The following is a 19150-nucleotide window of genomic DNA, read 5'->3' on the forward strand; positions in this document are numbered from 1 at the left end:
CCGCCTATGGTTTGACTTGGCTTTTGCTCATTTCAATCCCGGCTTTGATAACATCCGGCACAAGTTTGGGGGAGAATACCATAGTACTCACCGCAGCAGCGACCATCCCCGGAAGTCCGATCCCAGCCATGAGCGTTGCGGTCGAAGCCCCGATCAACGTGACCTGCAAAGCCCCCTTGGCTGCCATCCAAGTTCCGTTCACAACCTCATCCGCTTTGCTGCGCGGCAATTCAGAAAACTTGCGCATGTAAAGCCTTGAGAGTTTTTCGACCTCCGACGCCTGTTGCAGCGTCACAACCCCGTTTTGCGGAATGTTTGCGCGCATCCGTTGAATAGCTGCATAGAGCGTGATCAAAACCCGTATGAAGCGGCGGCAATCTTCAGCTTCTTTGTCCGTTTCGAAATTGAGCGTTTGCAGCCTGTTAATTTCCAACGTGATATACCCTTCGATGGCGTCGAAGGTTGGTGGTAGCGCCTCATGGTTCAACGCGATTGCCGCCTGCACTGCCTGCACTTTGGTTTTAGGGGCGGCAGAAAGCTGCGCGAGGTCGTCATCTAGCGGCGAAGGCTCCTTTTGATCGGAATACTTCTTTTCCAGATCGGCAATCAGCGCCGCGATGTGGTCTGGGCCTTTTTCCCAATCCTCGTTTGGGATCAGGGCAATGTCGTGTTCCAACGCGAGGTTCAGATGCTTGCCTTGCAGCGCCGCCCCATACCAGCGCAGCCAAAAGGCATATGGTCCTCCCTGCGGGTCCGACCAAAGCGCTTGTGTTGAAGTCCAGTCTGATTGAAATGGGTTCTCCCCATCATGCCAGAGCGGTTGACCATCCAGCGCCTTGCCGCCGGCTTCAAGCCACTCACACTCTGCCCGAACGAGTCCCCAAACGGCGGCGTAGTCGGAGTCGGAGTAAGCGGCGCGGGTGGCGGCGTAGACCCGGGTGACGGCGTACGCGTAGGCGGCGTAGGCGGAGTCGGCAACAGCGTCGGCGGAGTGGGCGGCCGAGACAGAGGCGGCACGGGCGGCGGAGTCGGCGTAGGCAGAGTCGGCGTAGGCGGCGCGAGTGGAGGCGGCGGCAGCGCGGGCGGCGGATTTAATATCATCGGTTGGATATTTGCAGGCAACCCATGATATTAGAAGACTCCGCAAAACCGACAAGCTTGTCAAATCACGTCTGCTTGCCCAATCTTGGCCCATCGCCGCAAACCAAAGCGGTGCAACCTGCAACGCGGCACGGGTGGCGATTAAAACAGAGTCACCTTGGGGGCGGCCCTTCAGCCACGCCTCTAATGTTTCGCGGTCTTTGATTTCTTTCGCCTGCATTCCCGCACATTCCACAACATCGAGCGGTCGCGCAAGCCCCCCTACTCCGCCGGATGCGCCGTCTTTGCCCGCAGCCAGCGCCAGAAATAGACCAGCGGCCAGCGCAGGATGGAGGCGCCCATGGCGAAGATGATCAGCCCGATGATGGGGCCATTCGCCCATGTCACCCAGCCCAAAATCGGGATGCCCACGGCGATCAGCGCGTAAGCCGCGCGCCAGTGTTTGTCGCGGCTGGGGAAAAACCCGGTCAGATTGGCGGCGACGAGCCAGACCAGTGCCGTGATCAGTGCGGCACTCATGCAGCCGCCCCTTGCAGCAATGCGGGCAGATCGTTGGCCCATGCCGAGATGGACCCGGCACCAAGGCAAACCACCATATCGCCGGGCCGCGCCTGTTCGCGCACGAGCCGCGCCAGATCGGCTTCATCAAAAATCGCGCGGGCGTGGCGGTGGCCGTGGGCGATCAACCCTGCGACCAGATCATCGCGTGAGGCACCGGGGATCGGATCTTCGCCTGCGGCATAGACTTCGGCGATTGCCACGACATCGGCCTCATTGAAACAGGTGCAGAAATCCTCAAACAAGCTGGAGAGGCGGGAATAGCGGTGCGGTTGATGAACAGCGATCACCCGGCCTTTGGTGGCTTGGCGCGCGGCGCGCAAGACGGCGGCAATTTCAACCGGATGGTGGCCGTAATCGTCGATGATGGTGACACCACCGATTTCGCCCACCTTGGTAAAGCGGCGGTTGACACCGCCAAACGCGGCCAGCGCCTCGCGGATTTCCGCCATTTTCATGCCGAGAAAACGGCATACCGCCACCGCCGACAACGCATTGGAAACGTTATGATCGCCGGGCATCGGCAAGGTGCAACCCTCGATCACCACAGCGTTGCCATCGGCATCCGGGCTTTCGCCTTGCAAGGCGACATCGAAATGCGCCACGCCGTTCTCATATGTCAGGTTGATCGCGCGCACATCGGCCTGCGCGTTGAACCCGAACGTCACCACGCGGCGGTCGGTGATCTTGCCGACAAGGGTTTGCACTTCGGGGTGATCGGTGCAACAGACCGCCAAACCGTAAAACGGAATACCGGAGACGAAATCGAGGAAGCCTTTGCGCAGCGCGTCAAAACTGCCCCAATGTTCCATGTGTTCCGGGTCGATATTGGTGACAATCGCAATCGTCGCGGGCAGACGGTTGAAGGAGCCGTCAGATTCGTCGGCTTCGACCACCATCCATTCCCCTGCCCCCGCCCGCGCGTTGGAGCCGTAGGCGTGGATCACGCCGCCATTGATCACGGTGGGGTCAAAGCCGCCCTTGTCCATCAGCGTCGCAACCATGGTTGTCGTGGTAGTCTTGCCATGGGTGCCCGCAATCGCGATGTTGGATTTCAGCCGCATCAACTCGGCAAGCATTTCCGCGCGCCGCACCACCGGCAGCCCCATGCGCCGCGCCTCCTCCAGCTCCGGGTTGCCTTTTTTGATCGCGGTGGAAATCACCACCACCGCCGCGTCACCGATGTTTTCGGCGCGCTGACCTTCAAAGAATGTGGCCCCCAGTTTCACCAATCGGTCGGTGATCTTCGACGCCTTTGCATCAGATCCCTGCACCCGGTAGCCCAGAGTGATCAGCACCTCGGCAATGCCCGACATGCCGATACCGCCGATCCCGACAAAGTGGATCGGCCCAAGGGCGACGGGCAGTTTGGTTGCGGCGTTCATGGGGTGGCCCTTTCAGTAAGGCTTTCAACGAGTTCAACAAGCCGGTCGGTTGCATCCGCGCGGCCTTGCGCCAGCGCATTGCGCGCCATGGTTTGCGCCGCTGCCGGGTTTTCCAGCACTGCCGCGATTTGGGCGGCCAAAGCCTGCGCGTCAAGTGCAGCTTCCGGGATCAGGATCGCGGCCTCTGCGTCCACCAGGCCGCGCGCATTGGCGGATTGGTGGTCGCCGGTCGCGATCGCCAAAGGCACCAGGATCGCCGGTCGCCCGATCACCGAAATATCGGCAATCGAGGATGCGCCGGAGCGGGAGATCACAAGCTGCGCCTCGCTCAACCGGCGCGGAATGTCGGTGAAAAACGGCTGCACTTCGGCGCGGATACCGGCTTCGCTATAGGCATTGGTCACGCGATCAAGGTCTTCGGCCCGCGCCTGATGTGCCACGCGCAGATTGGCTCGCAACCCATCCGGCAACATCGCGACCGCCGCCGGCACCACATCCGACAGGATGCGCGCGCCCTGGCTGCCACCGATCACGACCAGAGACATCGGATAATCGCCGGGCGGGATATAGCCCGCGCCCGCCCGCTCCAGCACCGCCGCCCGCACCGGATTGCCGGTATGGATACCGCTGACACCTTCGGGCAAATCAGCGGGCCAGATGCCGCAAGCCACCGCCATCACACGTGGCGCGAAGATCTGGTTCACCCGGCCCAGAACACCGTTTTGTTCATGGATCATTCGCGGGCGGCGCAGCACGGTCGCCGCCGTCAGAGCCGGGATCGAAGGGTAGCCGCCAAAGCCGATAACCACCGCAGGCTTATCGCGCAGCATCCGCCACAAGGCGCCGATCACCCCGCCCGCGATGCGCAACGGAACCAAACCCTTTGCCAGCACGCCGCCCCGCGCGAAAGTGGCCGAGGCGACCTGCTCGATCACCACCTCACGCGGGAAACCACCTGCATAGCGCGCGCCGCGCCCGTCGGTGGACAGTTTCACCCGCCAACCGCGCGCCACCATTGCTTCGGCCAAAGACTGCGCCGGGAACATATGCCCGCCGGTTCCTCCCGCCGCGATCAGTAACAAAGGTGCCATCGCCTCGCCCCTTATCTGCTGCGGCGGAACAGGATTTCCCCGATCTGCCCCTGTGGCCGCACCCGTGTCAGCGCCAGCAACATGCCAAGCGTGATCCCCGCCGCGATCACCGACGATCCGCCGTAGGAGACGAACGGCAAGGTCATCCCCTTGGCGGGCAACAGCCGAACCGCAACTGCCATGTTCACCATCGCCTGCACCGCAAAAATACAGGCGAGACCGGCCCCGGCAAGCCTGATGAACGGGTCACGCTCCCGCATCAGGCGAAACAGCGAACGCACGACAATGGTGGTATAAAGACCGATGATGCAGAGCACGAGGATCAACCCGTATTCCTCTGCCGCAACCGCGATGATGAAATCGGTATGCGCATCGGGAAGCGACCATTTCACCTGGCCTTCTCCGACGCCGACACCGAAAAACCCACCTTCCTGAATCGCATTGGTGGCATAGCCGATCTGGGTGCGAGGATCGACATCCGACGCCAGAAAGCCGTTGATCCGACGCGCGAAATGCTCGGAATGTTCATAGGCCAGCATCGCGCCTGCCCCGACCAGACCCAGCACCGACGCAATCAGCACCATCGGCGCGCCGGCGATGAAATAGACCACTGACCAGCCAAAGATGATCAGCGCGGCCTGGCCGAAATCTGGCTGCAAGGCCAGCAGCAGCACAACGATGAAGGTGACGAGGAATGAGAAGGACTTGCCCCGCGGGCCGTTCACCTCCTGCGCGGCGGCCATCAACCAGGCGGTCAGCACAATGAAGCCGGGTTTCAGGAATTCCGAGGGCTGCACGGACGCGAAACCAAGGCTGATCCAGCGTACCGCGCCCTTGCCGAAGTCGGTGCCGATCACCGGCAAGGCCGCCAAGGCCGCAAACGCCGCCAGAAAACCCAACACGCCAAGTCGCCGGATCATCTGGGGCGGCATCATCGAGATTGCCAGCATCGCAATCAAACCGATACCGCCGAAAAACGCCTGCCGTTTCACATAGTAAAACGCATCCAGACCATTGCGCTGCGCCAAAGGCACAGACGCCGCCAGCCCCAGCAGAATGCCGACACCAAAAAGCGCGAAAACCGCGGTCAGGGACCAACGGTCAATGCTGCGCCACCAACGGGGAAGAATCGGCTCCACCACCCTGTCGGGCATAGAACCATAGACCATCTCAGTCATGGGATACCGCCTGAATTTACCTGTACTCTGCCTAGCCGCCCGGATGTTCCCCCGGATCTGAGTGAAAGTTTAGCGAAGATCGCCCGCCGTGGCTAGAGGAAAGCACAACCTTACCCCGCCGAATTGCAGGTTTTTCAATTTCATGCACGCAGTTTGGTGCAAATCATCTGTTCAAAAATATCCTCGGGGGTGAATGGCCCCCAAGGGCCAGAGGGGGCGCGAGCGCCCCCTGCGCGGTGTCACGTCTCAAGCAACGCCCGCACCCGCGCCGCGAAATCCTCGCCGCGTTTCTCGAAATTCGGATATTGGTCGAATGACGCCGCCGCCGGGGCGAGCAATACGACCTCACCCGCCTCCGCCTCCGCAGCCGCCGCCTCAACGGCACGGGCCATGGTTTCGCAAATCTCATATGGGGTATCGCCCAGTTCCAGCGCGAAATCGCGGGCGGAATGGCCGATCAGATAGGCTTTGACGACCGACCCCAGATGCGGCACCAGGCCAGCGATACCGCCTTCCTTCCCCAGCCCCCCGGCAATCCAGCGGATGCGGGGAAAGGCTTGCAGCGCCTTGGCGGCACTGTCAACATTCGTGGCCTTGCTGTCGTTGATGAAGCGCACATCGGCACGTTCGCCGACCAACTGGCTGCGGTGCGGCAGACCGGCGAAGGAATGAAACGCCTGCTCGATCAGTTTTGGCGCAAGGCCAAGGCTGCGGGTTGCAGCGAAGGCGGCGCAGGCGTTCTGGTGGTTATGTGCGCCCGGCAGGCCCGGAACCCCGCGCAGGTCGATGGCGGCAACCTGCCGCCCCTTGCGCCACTCACTCAGGAAACCCTTGCGGGCAAAGACCGACCAGCCGAACCCCTCCAGCTTTTGCCCCGATGACACCCGGATCACCCGGTCATCCTGCGGCCCCATCGAAAGCTGCCCCGCAAGGTAGCGACCTTCCACCTCATCCACCCCGATCACCGCCCGGTCCGGCCCGCCTTCGGCAAAAAGCCGACGCTTGGCGGCGAAATAGCCGCCGATGCCACCATGCCGGTCCAGATGATCGGGGGAGAGATTGGTGAAAACTGCGATATCGGGTGTCAGCGCGCGGGCAAGATCGGTCTGATAGCTGGAGAGTTCCAGCACAACCACCTCACCGTCCACCGCCGGGTCCAAATCCAACACCCCGCGCCCGATATTGCCTGCCATCTGCACCGGCCGCCCTGCCACTTGCAGAATGTGATGGATCAGCGCGGTGGTGGTGGATTTTCCGTTCGATCCGGTCACCGCGATCACACGCGGCAACTGGTCGAACCCGTCCCAATCCTTTGTTGCATAGTTGCGGAAAAAAAGACCGATATCGTTGTCGACCGGGATGCCGAGATCGAGTGCTGTCGCGATCACCTTGTTCGGCGCGGGGTAAAGATGCGGGATGCCGGGGCTGGTGATCAGTGCCGCCACCCCCTCAAATGCGCCGTTGCGCGTGAGGTCGGTGCAGGTGAATCCTTCGGCTTCGGCCTTGGCGCGCGCCTCGGCGCTGTCATCCCAAAGCACCGGCTCCGCCCCGCCCGCCATCAGCGCGCGTGCCGTAGCAAGACCGGAACGGCCAAGGCCCAGAACGGCGATCCTTTGGCCGGAGCAGGAGGTGACGGGAATCATGAATGCGGCCTTTCCTGAAATGTGATGCGTAGAATGGGCGCGGGGGATATGACACGCAAGGGCAGTCGTTGCGCGTCATGGCTGCGGCTGGATTCAGGTATTTGAACCAAGATGAAATCAGGGCGTGGGCATCAGCCCCCGTAGGGTGGGTGCCAACCCAAACGCGCGTTGGGCCGGTTTTACCGCAGTTTCAACGTCGCCAACCCGATCAAGGCCAATATCAGAGAGATGATCCAGAAGCGGATCACGATTTGGGGTTCCGCCCAGCCCTTCTTTTCAAAATGGTGATGGATCGGTGCCATCAGGAACACCCGCCGACCGGTCTTTTTGAAATAGAGCACCTGGATGATGACCGATAGCGCCTCCACCACGAAAAGCCCGCCGACGATGGCGAGGACAATCTCATGCTTGGTGCAAACGGCGATGGCACCAAGCGCACCGCCCAAGGCCAGCGAGCCGGTATCGCCCATGAAGACAGCGGCGGGGGGGGCGTTGTACCATAGGAAACCCAGGCCACCGCCAAACAGGGCGGCGGTGAAAATCAGCAACTCTCCCGTGCCGGGCACGAAATGCACGCCCAGATATTCAGTGTAATTGTAGTTGCCGACGATATAGGCGATCACGCCAAGGGTGCCTGCCGCGATCATCACCGGCATGATCGCAAGCCCGTCCAACCCGTCCGTCAGGTTCACCGCGTTGGCGGAGCCGACAATCACCACCATGCCGAACGGAATGAAGAACCAGCCCATATGAATCAGCGTATTCTTGAATACCGGAAGCGCCAGATTGTAGGACAGATCGGCCGGGTGGAAATGCCCTGCGGCTGCGGCCGCCACCAGCGCAATCAGCAAACCCAGCAGGAAGCGGATGCGCGAGGACACACCTTTGGTATTTTGCTTGGAAACCTTGGCATAGTCATCGGCAAAACCGATCAGCCCGAAGGAAAATGTGACGCCCAGCACGATCCAGACATAGGGATTGTCGAGCCGCGCCCAGAGCAGGGTTGAAAACAGCAGCGCCGAGAGGATCAAAAGCCCCCCCATCGTCGGCGTTCCGACCTTGGAGAGGTGACTTTGCGGACCATCATCGCGGATCGGCTGCCCCTTGCCTTGGCGCCGGCGCAGCAGGTTGATCAGGGGTTTGCCGAAGATGAAACCGAACACCAATGCGGTAAAAAACGCCATACCGGCGCGAAAGGTGATGTAGCGAAACAGGTTGAAGATGTCGCCGCCGTCAGAAAACTCTGTAAGCCAATATAGCATTCATTCTGTCCCTTGGGTTGCGGGTGCGGCTTGCCCCAATTTGCGCAGGGCGTCAACCACGGCGCTGACCTTGATGGACTTGGAGCCCTTCACAAGCACGATATCACCGGCATCGACCAGATGTGCGGCTTTCGGGATCAGTTCTGCCGCCGTTTCAAACCAGTGTCCGCGTTTGGCGCGTGGCAGCGCGTCATGCAGGGCTTTCATGCGCGGGCCAACGCAGTGGACAAGGGTGATCTGTGATATCGCGGGATGGCTGGCAAGGGCGGCATGGAGCGCATTTTCGGTCGGGCCGAGTTCCAGCATATCGCCAAGGATCGCGATGCGGCGACCTTGGGCGATGCGCCCGACGCGATTGGTGGGTTGGCAGGCAGCGAGCAGGTCAAGGGCCGCGGCGGTGGAGGCGGGATTGGCGTTGAACGCATCATCAATCAGGCCAAAGCCAAGGCCTTCGACCGGATCGAGCAGGATGGTTTCACGGGTGCCGCGCCCCGAAGGCGGCGCCCAACGGCCAAGATCGGTGACCGTGATGGCGCGGTCAAAGCCGAGCGCATCTGAGGCCGCGATCACTGCCAGCGCATTGGTCGCGAAATGCTTGCCCGGGGTGGCGAGTTTGAACAGCATGTCCTGACCCGCCTGCCGCGCCCGTGCGATGGTGGCGAATTCGGTGACTTTCACATCCGTGAGCCGGTAATCCGCCTGCGCGCGGCTGCCGAACAACACCGTCGTCACCCCTGCGAGCGAGGCTTTGGCCGTCAGGATCGGCGTCACCTCCAGATCGGCGGGCAGGATTGCTGTGCCGCCTTCTTCCAACCCGTCGATAATGCTGGCCTTTTCCGCCGCGATCCCGGCGAGATCATCGAATGCCTCCAGATGCGCGGGGGCCACGGTGGTGATGATCACGACATGCGGACGGGCGAGAATGGCAAGCGGGGCGATTTCGCCGGGGTGATTCATCCCGATCTCCAGGATGGCGAGGCCGGTATCCTGCGGCATGCGTGCAAGGGTCAGTGGCACGCCCCAGTGGTTGTTGTAGCTCGCCTCGGCGGCGTGGACGCGGGTTTGGCCGGAAAACGCGGCGCGCAGCATTTCCTTGGTCGAGGTCTTGCCGACCGAGCCGGTGACCGCGATCACGCGCGCGGCGGTGCGGGCGCGGGCGGCGCGGCCCAGATCGGCCAGTGCTTGCAGCACATCGGGGACGATCAACAACGGCGCATCCGCAGCCATGCCGTCGGGGCGATGGGTGACGAGGGCGGCGGCGGAACCTTTTTCGAGCGCCTGTGCCACGAAATCATGGCCGTCGCGGGCATCCTTGAGGGCGACAAACAGGTCGCCGGGTTGCAGGCTGCGGGTGTCTATGGAGACGCCGCTGGCCTGCCATGGGGTGGTGTTGCTGCCGCCGGTAGCCTGTGCCGCGGCGTCAGAGGTCCAGAGTGGGGTCATGGCGTGGCAGTCCTTTGGTGGCGGCATGTGTGGCAGGCGCCGGGGGACTTCACGTCCCCCGGACCCCCTGTGGGATATTTCCTCAGAGAAGACGGGGAAAGGGGGAATTTTGTTTGAAACCGGCCATCAGATCATGCCGTCGAGGGCGGCGACGGCAATGGAGGCCTGTTCGGAGTCGTCAAAGGGATAGGTCTGGCCCTTGATGGTCTGGCCGCTCTCATGGCCTTTGCCCGCAATCAGCAGCGCGTCACCGGGGCCGAGGGCATCGACACCGCGCAGGATCGCCTCCGCCCGGTCGCCGATTTCATTCGCTTGCGGGCAGGCCGCCATGATCGCCGCGCGAATGCTGGCGGGTGGTTCCGAGCGCGGGTTGTCATCGGTGACAAACAGGACATCGGCATTTTCCGATGCGGCTTTGCCCATCAGTGGACGTTTCGAGGTGTCGCGGTCGCCGCCTGCCCCGAAGACCACAATAATGCGCCCCATCACATGCGGACGCAGCGCTTTCAATGCAGTGGCAAGCGCGTCTGGGGTATGGGCGTAATCAACGAAAACCGATGCACCGTTCTTGCGGGTTGCGGCGAGCTGCATCCGGCCCCGCACCCCGGTCAGTTGCGGCAGCGTATCGAAAATCCGCGCGGCGTCATCACCTGCGCCGATGGCAAGCCCGGCCGCGAGCAGCACATTTTCGGCCTGAAACCCGCCGATCAGGGCGAGGCGAATCTGATGCGCCTCCCCCAGCCATGCCACGCGGATATCCTGCCCGGTGGCATCGTAGCGTTGGCCCAGCAGGCGCAGATCCGCGCTGGCCGCGCGCCCGACGCGCAGCACATCCTGGCCGCGATCTTCGGCCAGCGCCGCCAGTTCCGGGCCGCGCGGGTCGTCGATATTGATCACCGCAACGCCGTCTTCCGGCAGGATGCGGGTGAAAAGCCCGGATTTGGCGTCGAAATAGGCATCGAAGGTGTGGTGGTAATCCAGATGGTCCTGCGTGAAATTGGTGAACCCTGCGGCTGCGAGCCGCACCCCGTCGAGGCGGCGCTGGTCGAGGCCGTGGGAGGACGCCTCCATCGCGGCATGGGTGATGCCTGCCGCCGCTGCCTCGGCCAGAATCCGGTGCAGGGTGATCGGTTCGGGCGTGGTGTGCGGGCAGGCTGCGTGCCAGGCACCTTCGACTCCGGTGGTGCCGATGTTGATGGCGGCGTGGTCGAGCGCCATCCAGATTTGCCGGGTGAAGGTCGCGACCGAGGTTTTGCCGTTTGTGCCGGTCACTGCGACGATGGTTCCGGGCTGCGTGCCAAACCAAAGGGCGGCGGCATAGGCCAGTGCCTGCCGTGGGTCTTCGGCCACGATCAGCACGGCGTCGCCGAAATCACCCTTGCCGATGGCAGCACCCGCGGCATCGGTCAGCACCGCCGCCGCGCCGCGTGTCACGGCACCCCGGATATATTCCGCGCCGTGAATCACCGACCCCGGCAGGGCCGCAAAAAGATTGCCGGGTTGCAGCGCGCGGCTGTCGACGCAAAGCCCGGTGATCAACGGGTTTGCGCCGCCCCGTGCTGTCAGGCCAAGGTCGGAGAGTTTTCTGGCCTGTGTCACTTGGCACCCCCTGCGTGCTGATTACTGCTTGCGTGCTGATACCGCAGAAACGTCAGGGATTTCAATCTGTGGTCTGAGGCCGAGCAAGGGGGCGGTGCGCCGGATCACCTCTGCCGCGACGGGAACCGCAGTCCAACCAGCGGTCCGACGGGGTTTCGTGCTGGAATTGTCGGAGGCCTCATCCAGTGTCACCACCAGAACATATTGCGGGTCAGAGGCCGGGAACATCGAGGCGAAGGTGTTGATATTCTTGCCCTTGTCATAGCCGCCGCCGCGTTTGACCTTATCGGCCGTGCCGGTCTTGCCGCCAACTTCATACCCTTCGACCTCCCCAAAGGAGGCGGTGCCGCGCGTCACCACCTGCCGCAGCATCGAGGCGGCGATTTTTGCGGTCGCAGCCGACAAGACACGGGTGCCTTGCGGGATTTTGTCACGTTTGAGCAAGGTCGGGGGCAGCATCACACCGCCATTCGCAATCGCGGCATAGGCAGCGGCGAGATGCATCGGGCTGTCTGACATGCCGTGACCATAAGATGTTGTTATCGTTACAATATCCGCCCAACGCTTCGGGATAAGCGGGGCGGCACCGGGGGCTTCGGTCAACTCTATCGGCACCGGATCGAGCAGACCGAGCGACTTGAAGAACGCCTGTTGCCGCTCGCCGCCGATTTTCAGCGCAATATGGGCCGTGCCGACGTTGGAGGATTTCACGATCACGTCGGTTACGGAAAGCAACGGGCCGTAGTTATGGCCTTCGAATTCACCGATCTTGAACTTGCCCCAGCGCATCGGCGCATTGGCGTCGACCATGGTGTTGGCGTTCACAAGGCCAAGATCCATCGCTTGCGAGGCGGCAAAAATCTTGAAGGTGGAGCCGAGTTCGTAAACCCCCTGCACCGCGCGGTTGAACAGCGGGCTGTCTGCGGGATCCCCTTTCAGGAGGGGCGAAGGACGGTCATTCGGGTCGAAATCCGGCAGCGACACCATGGCGATAACCTCGCCGGTGTGGACATCCATCAACACACCTGCGGCACCGACCGCATTCATCATCCGCATCCCGCCATCGAGCACTTCGGTCATCGCGGCTTGAACCGTCAGGTCGATGGACAGCGCCAAGGGGGTGCTGGCCAAAGCCGGGTCGCGCAACCGGGAATCCAACGCGCGTTCCACGCCAGCAGTGCCGATGACTTCGGCGGAATGGACACCTTCGGCCCCGAAGGACGCGCCGCCCAGCACATGGGCGGCGAGGTTGCCATTGGGATAAAGCCGCATGTCGCGCGGACCGAACAACAGGCCGGGATCGCCGATATCATGCACCGCCTGCATCTGACCGGGGCTGAGTTTCTTGCGCAGCCACAGGAAAGAGCGGCCATCGGTGAAGCGACGCTCCAGATCCTCTGCCTTCATCTCGGGGAAAAGTTTGGCGAGTTCGCCTGCGACATGCTTGGGGTCAACCATCTGTTTTGGTTGCGCATAAAGCGAGTAGGTCGACAGATTGGTTGCGAGAATGCGGCCGTTGCGATCGGTGATATCGGCACGGCGCCCGCTGATTTCCACACCGGAGGCGGCAGAGCGCGGCTCACTTGCTTCGCTGGCGGCCATCATGCCCATGCGTCCGCCGACGACGATGAAAGCCGCAAAGAACGCCAGACCGAGCAGCAAAAGCCGGCCTTCGGCACGGGATTGGGCACGGGCGCGGGTGTCTTCAGCGCGCAGGCGGATGTTTTCGCGTTCGATATGATCGGGGTTTTCGCCCTTGTCGCGGGCAGACAGAATTCGGGCAAGCGGGCGGAGTGGTGTGCGGATCATAGCGGGTCTTCCTTGCCGTCAAGGGTGGCTGCGGTGTCCATCGTGTTGCTCAGATCAGGCAGGGAAAGCGGCGGCAAGGGATGGGCCACCTGATCGACATTGCCGAATTGCGTGGGTTCCAGCGGCAACAGGCCAAGACTGTCGAAATTCAGGGCGACCAGATCGCGCAACCGCGAGGGCCGGTTGAGATAGGCCCACTCCGCGCGTTGCTGCGACAGCGATTCGCGCAGGTCTGCGATTTCCTGATTGAGATTGGAGGCATCCTTGAGCGCCTGTTGCGTCGCGTAGTTTTCGCGGTAGGCCCAGAAAGCAAGCGCCATCAGGGCGAGGGCCGAGAGGATAAAGAGGAAGGGGCGCATCAGTGCTGTCCTTTTCTGGCAGGTCGGGACTTGGGGTGATTTCGGGTTTCGGGGAGCATCGGCACACCAAGGGCTGCGGGGTCCACCGGACCGGCGCGCGCGCTTGTACGTTTGCCGATGCGCAGCTTTGAGGACCGCGCGCGCGGGTTTCGCGCCAGTTCCGCCGCATCGGGTGCTGTCGCGCCACGGGTGACGAGGGTAAAGCGCGGCGTGTCTTCTTCGCGCTCCGGCGCGTAGCGATTGGCAGCAGCGTCCTTGCCCGCGCGGTTCTGGAAAAAGCGTTTGACGATCCGGTCCTCAAGGCTGTGGAAGGTGACTACGGCCAGCATCCCGCCGGGTTTCAGGCTGCGTTCGGCGGCCATAAGCCCTTTGATCAACTCATTGAATTCGGTATTCACGGCGATGCGGATCGCCTGAAAGCTGCGGGTCGCGGGATGCGACTGCCCCGGCTTCGGGCGTGGCAGGCAGGCGGAGACGATGCTGGCCAGTTGCAGCGTCGTCGTGATGGGAGCGGTCTCGCGGGCGGCGACGATTGCGCGCGCGATGCGGCGAGAGGCGCGTTCCTCACCGTAATGGTAAAGGATATCGGCGAGCGTTTGCTCGGATGCGCTGTTGACCAGATCGGCGGCGCTGTCGCCATCCTGGGCCATGCGCATGTCGAGCGGTCCGTCCTTGGCAAAGGAAAAGCCGCGCGCCGCCTGGTCCAATTGCATCGAGGAGACGCCGAGATCGAGGACGATGCCGTCGAGGGGTTCACCTGCATGCTGGTCGAGGCCCGAAAAATTGCCCGAAACCAGCGTCAGGCGGCTGCCGTATTCCGCCGCCCATTGCGCTGCCATTTCAAGCGCCGATGGGTCACGGTCAACGCCGGTCACATGTTCCGCCCCGGCGTCCAGCAACGCGCGGGCATAACCGCCCGCACCCAGGGTGCCGTCAAGCCAATGGCCCTGCACCGGGCTTACCGCAGCAATCAGCGGACCGATGAGAACGGGGATATGCGCTGCTGTCCGGGGCAACACAGGGCGATCGGGATCGGGACCGCAAAGTTCCAAACCTCAGTCCCCCAGATCAATGCCGCCCAACAGCGACAGAACATCCACGCCTTCGGGCAGATCATCCTCATCCCCGTCAAGGGTGCCGTTTTCAGCCTCATAGGCTGAGCGTTTCCAGATCTGGAAACTTTCGAGCGTGCCGGCAAAGGTGGTCTCGTCACCGTCCTCGAACCCGATCTTGTCGCGCACTTTCTGCGGCAAGACGATGCGGCCATTTTCGTCAATTTCAACGGAAAGGGAGCGGGTGATCAGGTCGCGTTCCGCAATGCGGCGATCTTTCGATCCAAGCGGGAGCTTGCGGATGCGCGCGGCAATACGGTCGGAATTGCGCACGGTATACCCCTCCACAAAGGCGCGGTTCGTGCCGCCGTAGACCATGACGATGCGGGTGCGGGGGGATTCGGCGCTGGGGGGATCACCGGCATCAAGGACTCGGCGAAAAGCCGCAGGGATGGAAACCCGCGCCTTGTTGTCCACCTTTTGGTGGTATTCGCCTCTGAAATCGTCCGACACCGTATGCTCGTCCCTTGCGTTCCTCGTCGTTCAAATCTGTTCCGTGCAACGGGGTGATCAGGGGGTCCGTAAACGGACAACGGCGGATTGAGCTGCTGCCACTGCCCAATCCGCCGCCCTGTCCCGTTTCCGGGTGTCCGACTGCGCGCGCCACCTGGGGGGATGTCTGCTCGCTCGCGCGTCGAATTCTGTTTCGTCGGAAGCAAAAAAGCGGTTGCCTGTATGAGCCTGCTTTTTTCGCCTTTTCGGGGTCTTTGGTTGCCCCTGTTTGTCGTGACCGTCTTTCTGCTTCCGTGAATTATGGATGGCATGGGCGATCATGGGACGCAATGGAATTTTTGGGGCAATGATGGCCATATCTTGATTTTCGGAAGCTCTAAAAACAGCATCTGGTAGTGATTGTTGTCCGAATCAATCTAATTGTACCGCAAACTTGATCAAGTACCCACAAGATATAGTCGAAAACAGTGCTAACCACGATTTCCCAAGATATCCCATCTTTTGCCCACGCGACGCGACATTTCGGCAAAAATGCAACAACATTCCATCCGAGAACCTGAGGTGTAAACACGAATCACGCCGGAATCACCGTGATTCACGGAACAGTGATTCGGAGAGTCGAGGAAATGCCCCGTCAATCCCAAACAATCCCATGAGACGACGGGTTCGCTGCCCGTCCCCACGGCATCCCGACGCAAAAGCCGCGCCTGAGCAGGTCAGGCGCGGCTTATCGGTCGTTTCACGGGAAAAAAGAACGTCAGGCCACGCCGCCCGCGACCAAACGTGCGGCAAGCGTGGCATAAGCTGCCGCCGCCGGACCATCGCCCGCCGCAATCGGCACACCGGAATCACCGGCGATACGGGTTTCCAGTTCCAGCGGCAATTCCCCCAGAAACGGGACGCCCAGCTTGACCGCCTCCGCCGCGACGCCGCCATGGCCGAACAGATGCGCCTCATGCCCGCAATTGGGGCAGATATAGGTCGACATATTCTCGATCAGCCCCAGAACAGGCGTTTTCAGCTTGCCGAACATATCGAGCGCGCGCCGCGCATCCAAAAGCGCCACGTCCTGCGGGGTGGAAACCACAATCGCCCCGGTCAGTTGCGTGCGCTGGCACAGGGTCAGTTGAATATCGCCGGTCCCCGGTGGCAGGTCGATCAGCAGGATATCCAGCTTGCCCCATTCCACTTGCGTCAAAAGCTGTTGCAACGCACCCATGATCATCGGGCCACGCCAGACCACGGCTTCATCTTCTTTCAGCATCAAGCCAATCGACATCACGGTAACGCCATGCGCCTGCAACGGAATGATGGTCTTGCCATCGGGCGAGGCCGGGCGTTTGGACACGCCCATCATGCGCGGCTGGCTTGGGCCATAGATATCTGCATCCAACAACCCAACCCGCCGCCCCTGTTTAGCCAGCGCAACGGCGAGGTTCGACGAAACGGTAGATTTCCCGACCCCGCCCTTGCCCGACCCTATCGCAACAATGCGGTCAATGCCGTTGATCGGCGCCGGGCCACCCTGCTGCGCAGTAGGGTGTTGCCCGATCTTCAGGCTCGGCGCTTTCGGGGCGGGGCCATGCGCCGTCAACATGACTTGCACATGGCTCACCCCCGGCAAAGCCCGCAGCAGTGCCTCGGCCTCCGCCTCCACCGAGGCATAGGCGCGGGCCGCTTCGGGAGTTGCCGCTTCGATCACGAAACTTATTCGGCCATCCTCGACCGTCAGCGCCCTGACCAGATCGCGCGACACCAGATCGCCGCCCTCGGGCAGACCAACCCCTGCCAGCACCTTCATAATTCCGTCACGATCCAATGCCATGGTACGCCCTTTCCCAAGTTTGCAACCATTGGTTCACCCTTTGCACACAAAGGGCAAGCCCGAGTTGACCAAACGCTCAAATATTAGGCGAAGCGTCTGTTTACCCTAGGGAAATTTAACGAACCTGCCATGTCATTCCTGCATAGCTGCGTTGCAGCATAGGCCATTGTGCAGGTGCAGCATATGACCCATGTTACCCCTAACAGCGCAACAGAACGCGCTTGGATGAAAAGAAAGCCGAGGCTGAAATGGCTTACCAGAACACATCACATGCTGCATCCTTTGGCATTATGGACCGTATCACCGCGATGGTGAAATCGGTCAAAGACTCGATGCACCGTCGTCGCGTCTACAACCAGACCGTTTCGGAGTTGAGCAATCTGTCGCAGCGCGAATTGACCGATCTGGGGATTTCGCGTTCGATGATCTCGCAGATCGCCATTGAAGCGTCTTACGGCAACTGACATCTTTCCGGTATCGGGCGGGGCTCGCCCTCGGCCCCGGTGCTGGCAGCGGCGACACCTGCGGTCGCCACAGATTTTCGAGAGCTTCGGCTTTCACAAAGTTACCATTCGGCTTCTCCTCCTCCCTGAGCCGGGTGGCACCAGCGGCGGTTCCCATCCTCCTCCCGGGGATCGTCGCAAAGGTTTTCGGGCCCGGCAAATGCCAGCCCAACGTCCTACGTCCGGCTCCTCCTCCTCCCTGAGCCGGGCGCAGAAAGCAGCGGCCCCTCTCCTCCTCCCTGGGGTCGCTGCAAAACATTCCGGGCGCGGCAGATGCCAGCCCAACGTGCTACGCCCGGCTCCTCCTCCCTAAGCCGGGCGCGGAATGCAGCGGCCCCGTCTCCTCCTCCCTCGGGGTCGCTGCTTAAAGATTCACAGGCCCCCCGCGCCGTGCGGCTCGGCCCCGCTACAGCCCGGCCTCGCTCCTCCTCCCGGAGGACTGGCAATGTGGAACGGCGGCACCTCTCCTCCTCCCGGAGGACTGGCAATGTGGAACGGCGGCACCTCTCCTCCTCCCCCAGGACCGCGCCTTCTTTTTCAGCTTGCCGCTGACACCCACCGCGCAGATAGTCGCCCCGGATCAGTGAGGGCGCGACGATGTGGACAACCTTGATATCATCGGCGCTCACTGCCGCGCTTGTCGGCTACGGCAGCACCATTGCCTTGCTGCTTTCTGCGGCGACGGTGTTGGGCGCGACACCCGCGCAATCCGCGTCCTGGGTGTTCGCGATCTGCATCGTCAAAGGACTGACCAGCGGCGTGTTGAGCTTTGCCACCCGCGTTCCGGTGGTGCTGGCCTGGTCGACGCCGGGGCTGGCACTGCTGGCGGCAAGCGAAAACGTCAGCATGGCAGAGGCGGTCGGCGCCTTCCTGCTCGCCGCCGCGCTGGTCGTCGTGACGGGGGCATGGGGGCCGTTGGGGCGATTGATCCAACGCATTCCGGACGGGATCGCGGCGGGGATGCTGGCCGGGGTGTTACTGCCGTTTTGCCTGCCCTTGGCCGGCGCCCTAAAGGCGCTTCCGGCGCTGGTCGCGCCGATGACGCTGGTGTTTGTGCTGGTGCGGCTGCGCAGCCCGGCTTTTGCCGTCCTTGCAGCACTTGCAACCGGGATCATCCTGGCCTTTGCGCTCGGCGGGGCAACAATGCCGGACCTGAGCCTGCGCCCGCCAAATCTGACGTTCATTGCGCCGGATTTTCGCGGTGCGGTGCTGATCGGGCTGGGCCTGCCGCTCTATCTCGTCACCATGGCCTCGCAAAACCTGCCGGGGTTCGCGGTGTTGCGCGCGGCCGGGTTTACGCCGCCGGTACGCCCGGCGCTGGTCGGCACCGGTGTCGCGTCCGGCATCGCGGCGTTCGCCGGGGCGTCCACGATCAGCATGGCAGCGATTACCGCCGCGATCTGCATCGGCGACGACAGCCATGGTGACAAAGCCCAACGCTGGAAAGTCGGGGTCGCCTATGCCGGGGTCTGGGTGCTGCTTGGCCTGTTCGGTCCGCTGATTGTCCCGGTCATCAAGGCGCTGCCCGGCCCATTGGTGACTGGCGTGGTCGCATTGGCCCTGCTCGGCCCCCTGATGGGGGCAGCCTCCACCGCCTTTGCCCAGCCGAACCAACGCTTCGCCGGGGTGATCACCTTGCTGACCACAGCCTCGGGCGTGGCATTCTGGGGCATCGGGGCTGCGTTCTGGGGCTTGCTGGCCGGGCTTGCGGTTTACCTGCTGGACCGCCAGGCACAAAAGACCTGACCCTGACCCCCGATTTCATCTTGGCAAAAATACCTGCCGCGCCTGACAACGCCGCGCGCCGCTACGGCGTGAAAAGCTGATTT

The 19150-nt window shown here is 62.3% G+C and carries 16 protein-coding genes; 2 read left to right on the forward strand and 14 right to left on the reverse strand.

Annotation, left to right across the window (positions count from 1 at the left end):
* Positions 1–4: 4 nt before the first annotated feature.
* From L0H65_RS00690 to L0H65_RS00755, 14 genes are all read right to left on the reverse strand, one after another.
* Positions 5–1321 (reverse strand): hypothetical protein, encoded by a 1317-nt coding sequence (locus tag L0H65_RS00690; protein ID WP_301456839.1) that lies wholly within the window; start codon positions 1319–1321, stop codon positions 5–7.
* 41 nt (positions 1322–1362) lie between these two features.
* Complete coding sequence (locus tag L0H65_RS00695; protein WP_301456840.1) at positions 1363–1620, reverse strand: DUF2484 family protein; 258 nt, start codon at positions 1618–1620, stop codon at positions 1363–1365.
* Positions 1617–3044, reverse strand: a complete 1428-nt coding sequence (murC, locus tag L0H65_RS00700) for a UDP-N-acetylmuramate--L-alanine ligase (RefSeq protein WP_301456841.1) — start codon at positions 3042–3044, stop codon at positions 1617–1619. The genes L0H65_RS00695 and murC overlap by 4 nt, the downstream gene beginning before the upstream one ends.
* The gene (locus tag L0H65_RS00705) at positions 3041–4135 is read right to left on the reverse strand and encodes a glycosyltransferase (protein WP_301456842.1); all 1095 of its coding nucleotides are present in this window, start codon (positions 4133–4135) and stop codon (positions 3041–3043) included. The genes murC and L0H65_RS00705 overlap by 4 nt, the downstream gene beginning before the upstream one ends.
* 11 nt (positions 4136–4146) lie before the next feature.
* Complete coding sequence (locus tag L0H65_RS00710; RefSeq protein ID WP_301456843.1) at positions 4147–5313, reverse strand: putative peptidoglycan glycosyltransferase FtsW; 1167 nt, start codon at positions 5311–5313, stop codon at positions 4147–4149.
* A 239-nt stretch (positions 5314–5552) separates the two neighbouring features.
* Positions 5553–6956 (reverse strand): UDP-N-acetylmuramoyl-L-alanine--D-glutamate ligase, encoded by a 1404-nt coding sequence (gene murD / locus L0H65_RS00715; protein WP_301456844.1) that lies wholly within the window; start codon positions 6954–6956, stop codon positions 5553–5555.
* Between the two features lie 179 nt (positions 6957–7135).
* Positions 7136–8218 (reverse strand): phospho-N-acetylmuramoyl-pentapeptide-transferase, encoded by a 1083-nt coding sequence (mraY, locus tag L0H65_RS00720; RefSeq protein WP_301456845.1) that lies wholly within the window; start codon positions 8216–8218, stop codon positions 7136–7138.
* Complete coding sequence (gene murF, locus L0H65_RS00725; protein ID WP_301456846.1) at positions 8219–9661, reverse strand: UDP-N-acetylmuramoyl-tripeptide--D-alanyl-D-alanine ligase; 1443 nt, start codon at positions 9659–9661, stop codon at positions 8219–8221. It abuts the gene before it with no gap.
* A gap of 126 nt (positions 9662–9787) precedes the next feature.
* Positions 9788–11260, reverse strand: coding sequence for a UDP-N-acetylmuramoyl-L-alanyl-D-glutamate--2,6-diaminopimelate ligase (locus L0H65_RS00730; protein ID WP_301456847.1), 1473 nt, complete (start codon positions 11258–11260; stop codon positions 9788–9790).
* A gap of 21 nt (positions 11261–11281) precedes the next feature.
* Positions 11282–13069 (reverse strand): penicillin-binding protein 2, encoded by a 1788-nt coding sequence (locus tag L0H65_RS00735; RefSeq protein ID WP_301456848.1) that lies wholly within the window; start codon positions 13067–13069, stop codon positions 11282–11284.
* Positions 13066–13428 (reverse strand): cell division protein FtsL, encoded by a 363-nt coding sequence (locus tag L0H65_RS00740; RefSeq protein WP_301456849.1) that lies wholly within the window; start codon positions 13426–13428, stop codon positions 13066–13068. The genes L0H65_RS00735 and L0H65_RS00740 overlap by 4 nt, the downstream gene beginning before the upstream one ends.
* Positions 13428–14447, reverse strand: coding sequence for a 16S rRNA (cytosine(1402)-N(4))-methyltransferase RsmH (gene rsmH, locus L0H65_RS00745; RefSeq protein ID WP_301456858.1), 1020 nt, complete (start codon positions 14445–14447; stop codon positions 13428–13430). Before rsmH ends, L0H65_RS00740 begins: the two co-directional genes overlap by 1 nt.
* Positions 14448–14483: 36 nt before the next feature.
* Positions 14484–14993 carry a division/cell wall cluster transcriptional repressor MraZ gene (locus L0H65_RS00750; protein WP_301456850.1) on the reverse strand — a complete coding sequence of 170 codons (510 nt, stop codon included), beginning with the start codon at positions 14991–14993 and terminating at the stop codon, positions 14484–14486.
* A 757-nt stretch (positions 14994–15750) separates the two neighbouring features.
* Positions 15751–16818, reverse strand: coding sequence for an Mrp/NBP35 family ATP-binding protein (locus L0H65_RS00755; protein WP_301456851.1), 1068 nt, complete (start codon positions 16816–16818; stop codon positions 15751–15753).
* A 221-nt stretch (positions 16819–17039) separates the two neighbouring features.
* On the opposite strand from L0H65_RS00755, the gene L0H65_RS00760 reads away from it, so the two are divergent.
* Both L0H65_RS00760 and L0H65_RS00765 read left to right on the forward strand, forming a co-directional pair.
* Positions 17040–17282, forward strand: coding sequence for a DUF1127 domain-containing protein (locus L0H65_RS00760; protein ID WP_301456852.1), 243 nt, complete (start codon positions 17040–17042; stop codon positions 17280–17282).
* Positions 17283–17918: 636 nt separating this feature from the next.
* A complete protein-coding gene (locus L0H65_RS00765; protein ID WP_301456853.1) occupies positions 17919–19067 on the forward strand; it encodes a benzoate/H(+) symporter BenE family transporter in 1149 nt (382 codons plus the stop codon).
* The last annotated feature ends 83 nt before the right edge of the window (positions 19068–19150 follow it).

This window comes from Pseudorhodobacter sp. (assembly GCF_030452865.1).
Lineage (GTDB): Bacteria > Pseudomonadota > Alphaproteobacteria > Rhodobacterales > Rhodobacteraceae > Pseudorhodobacter.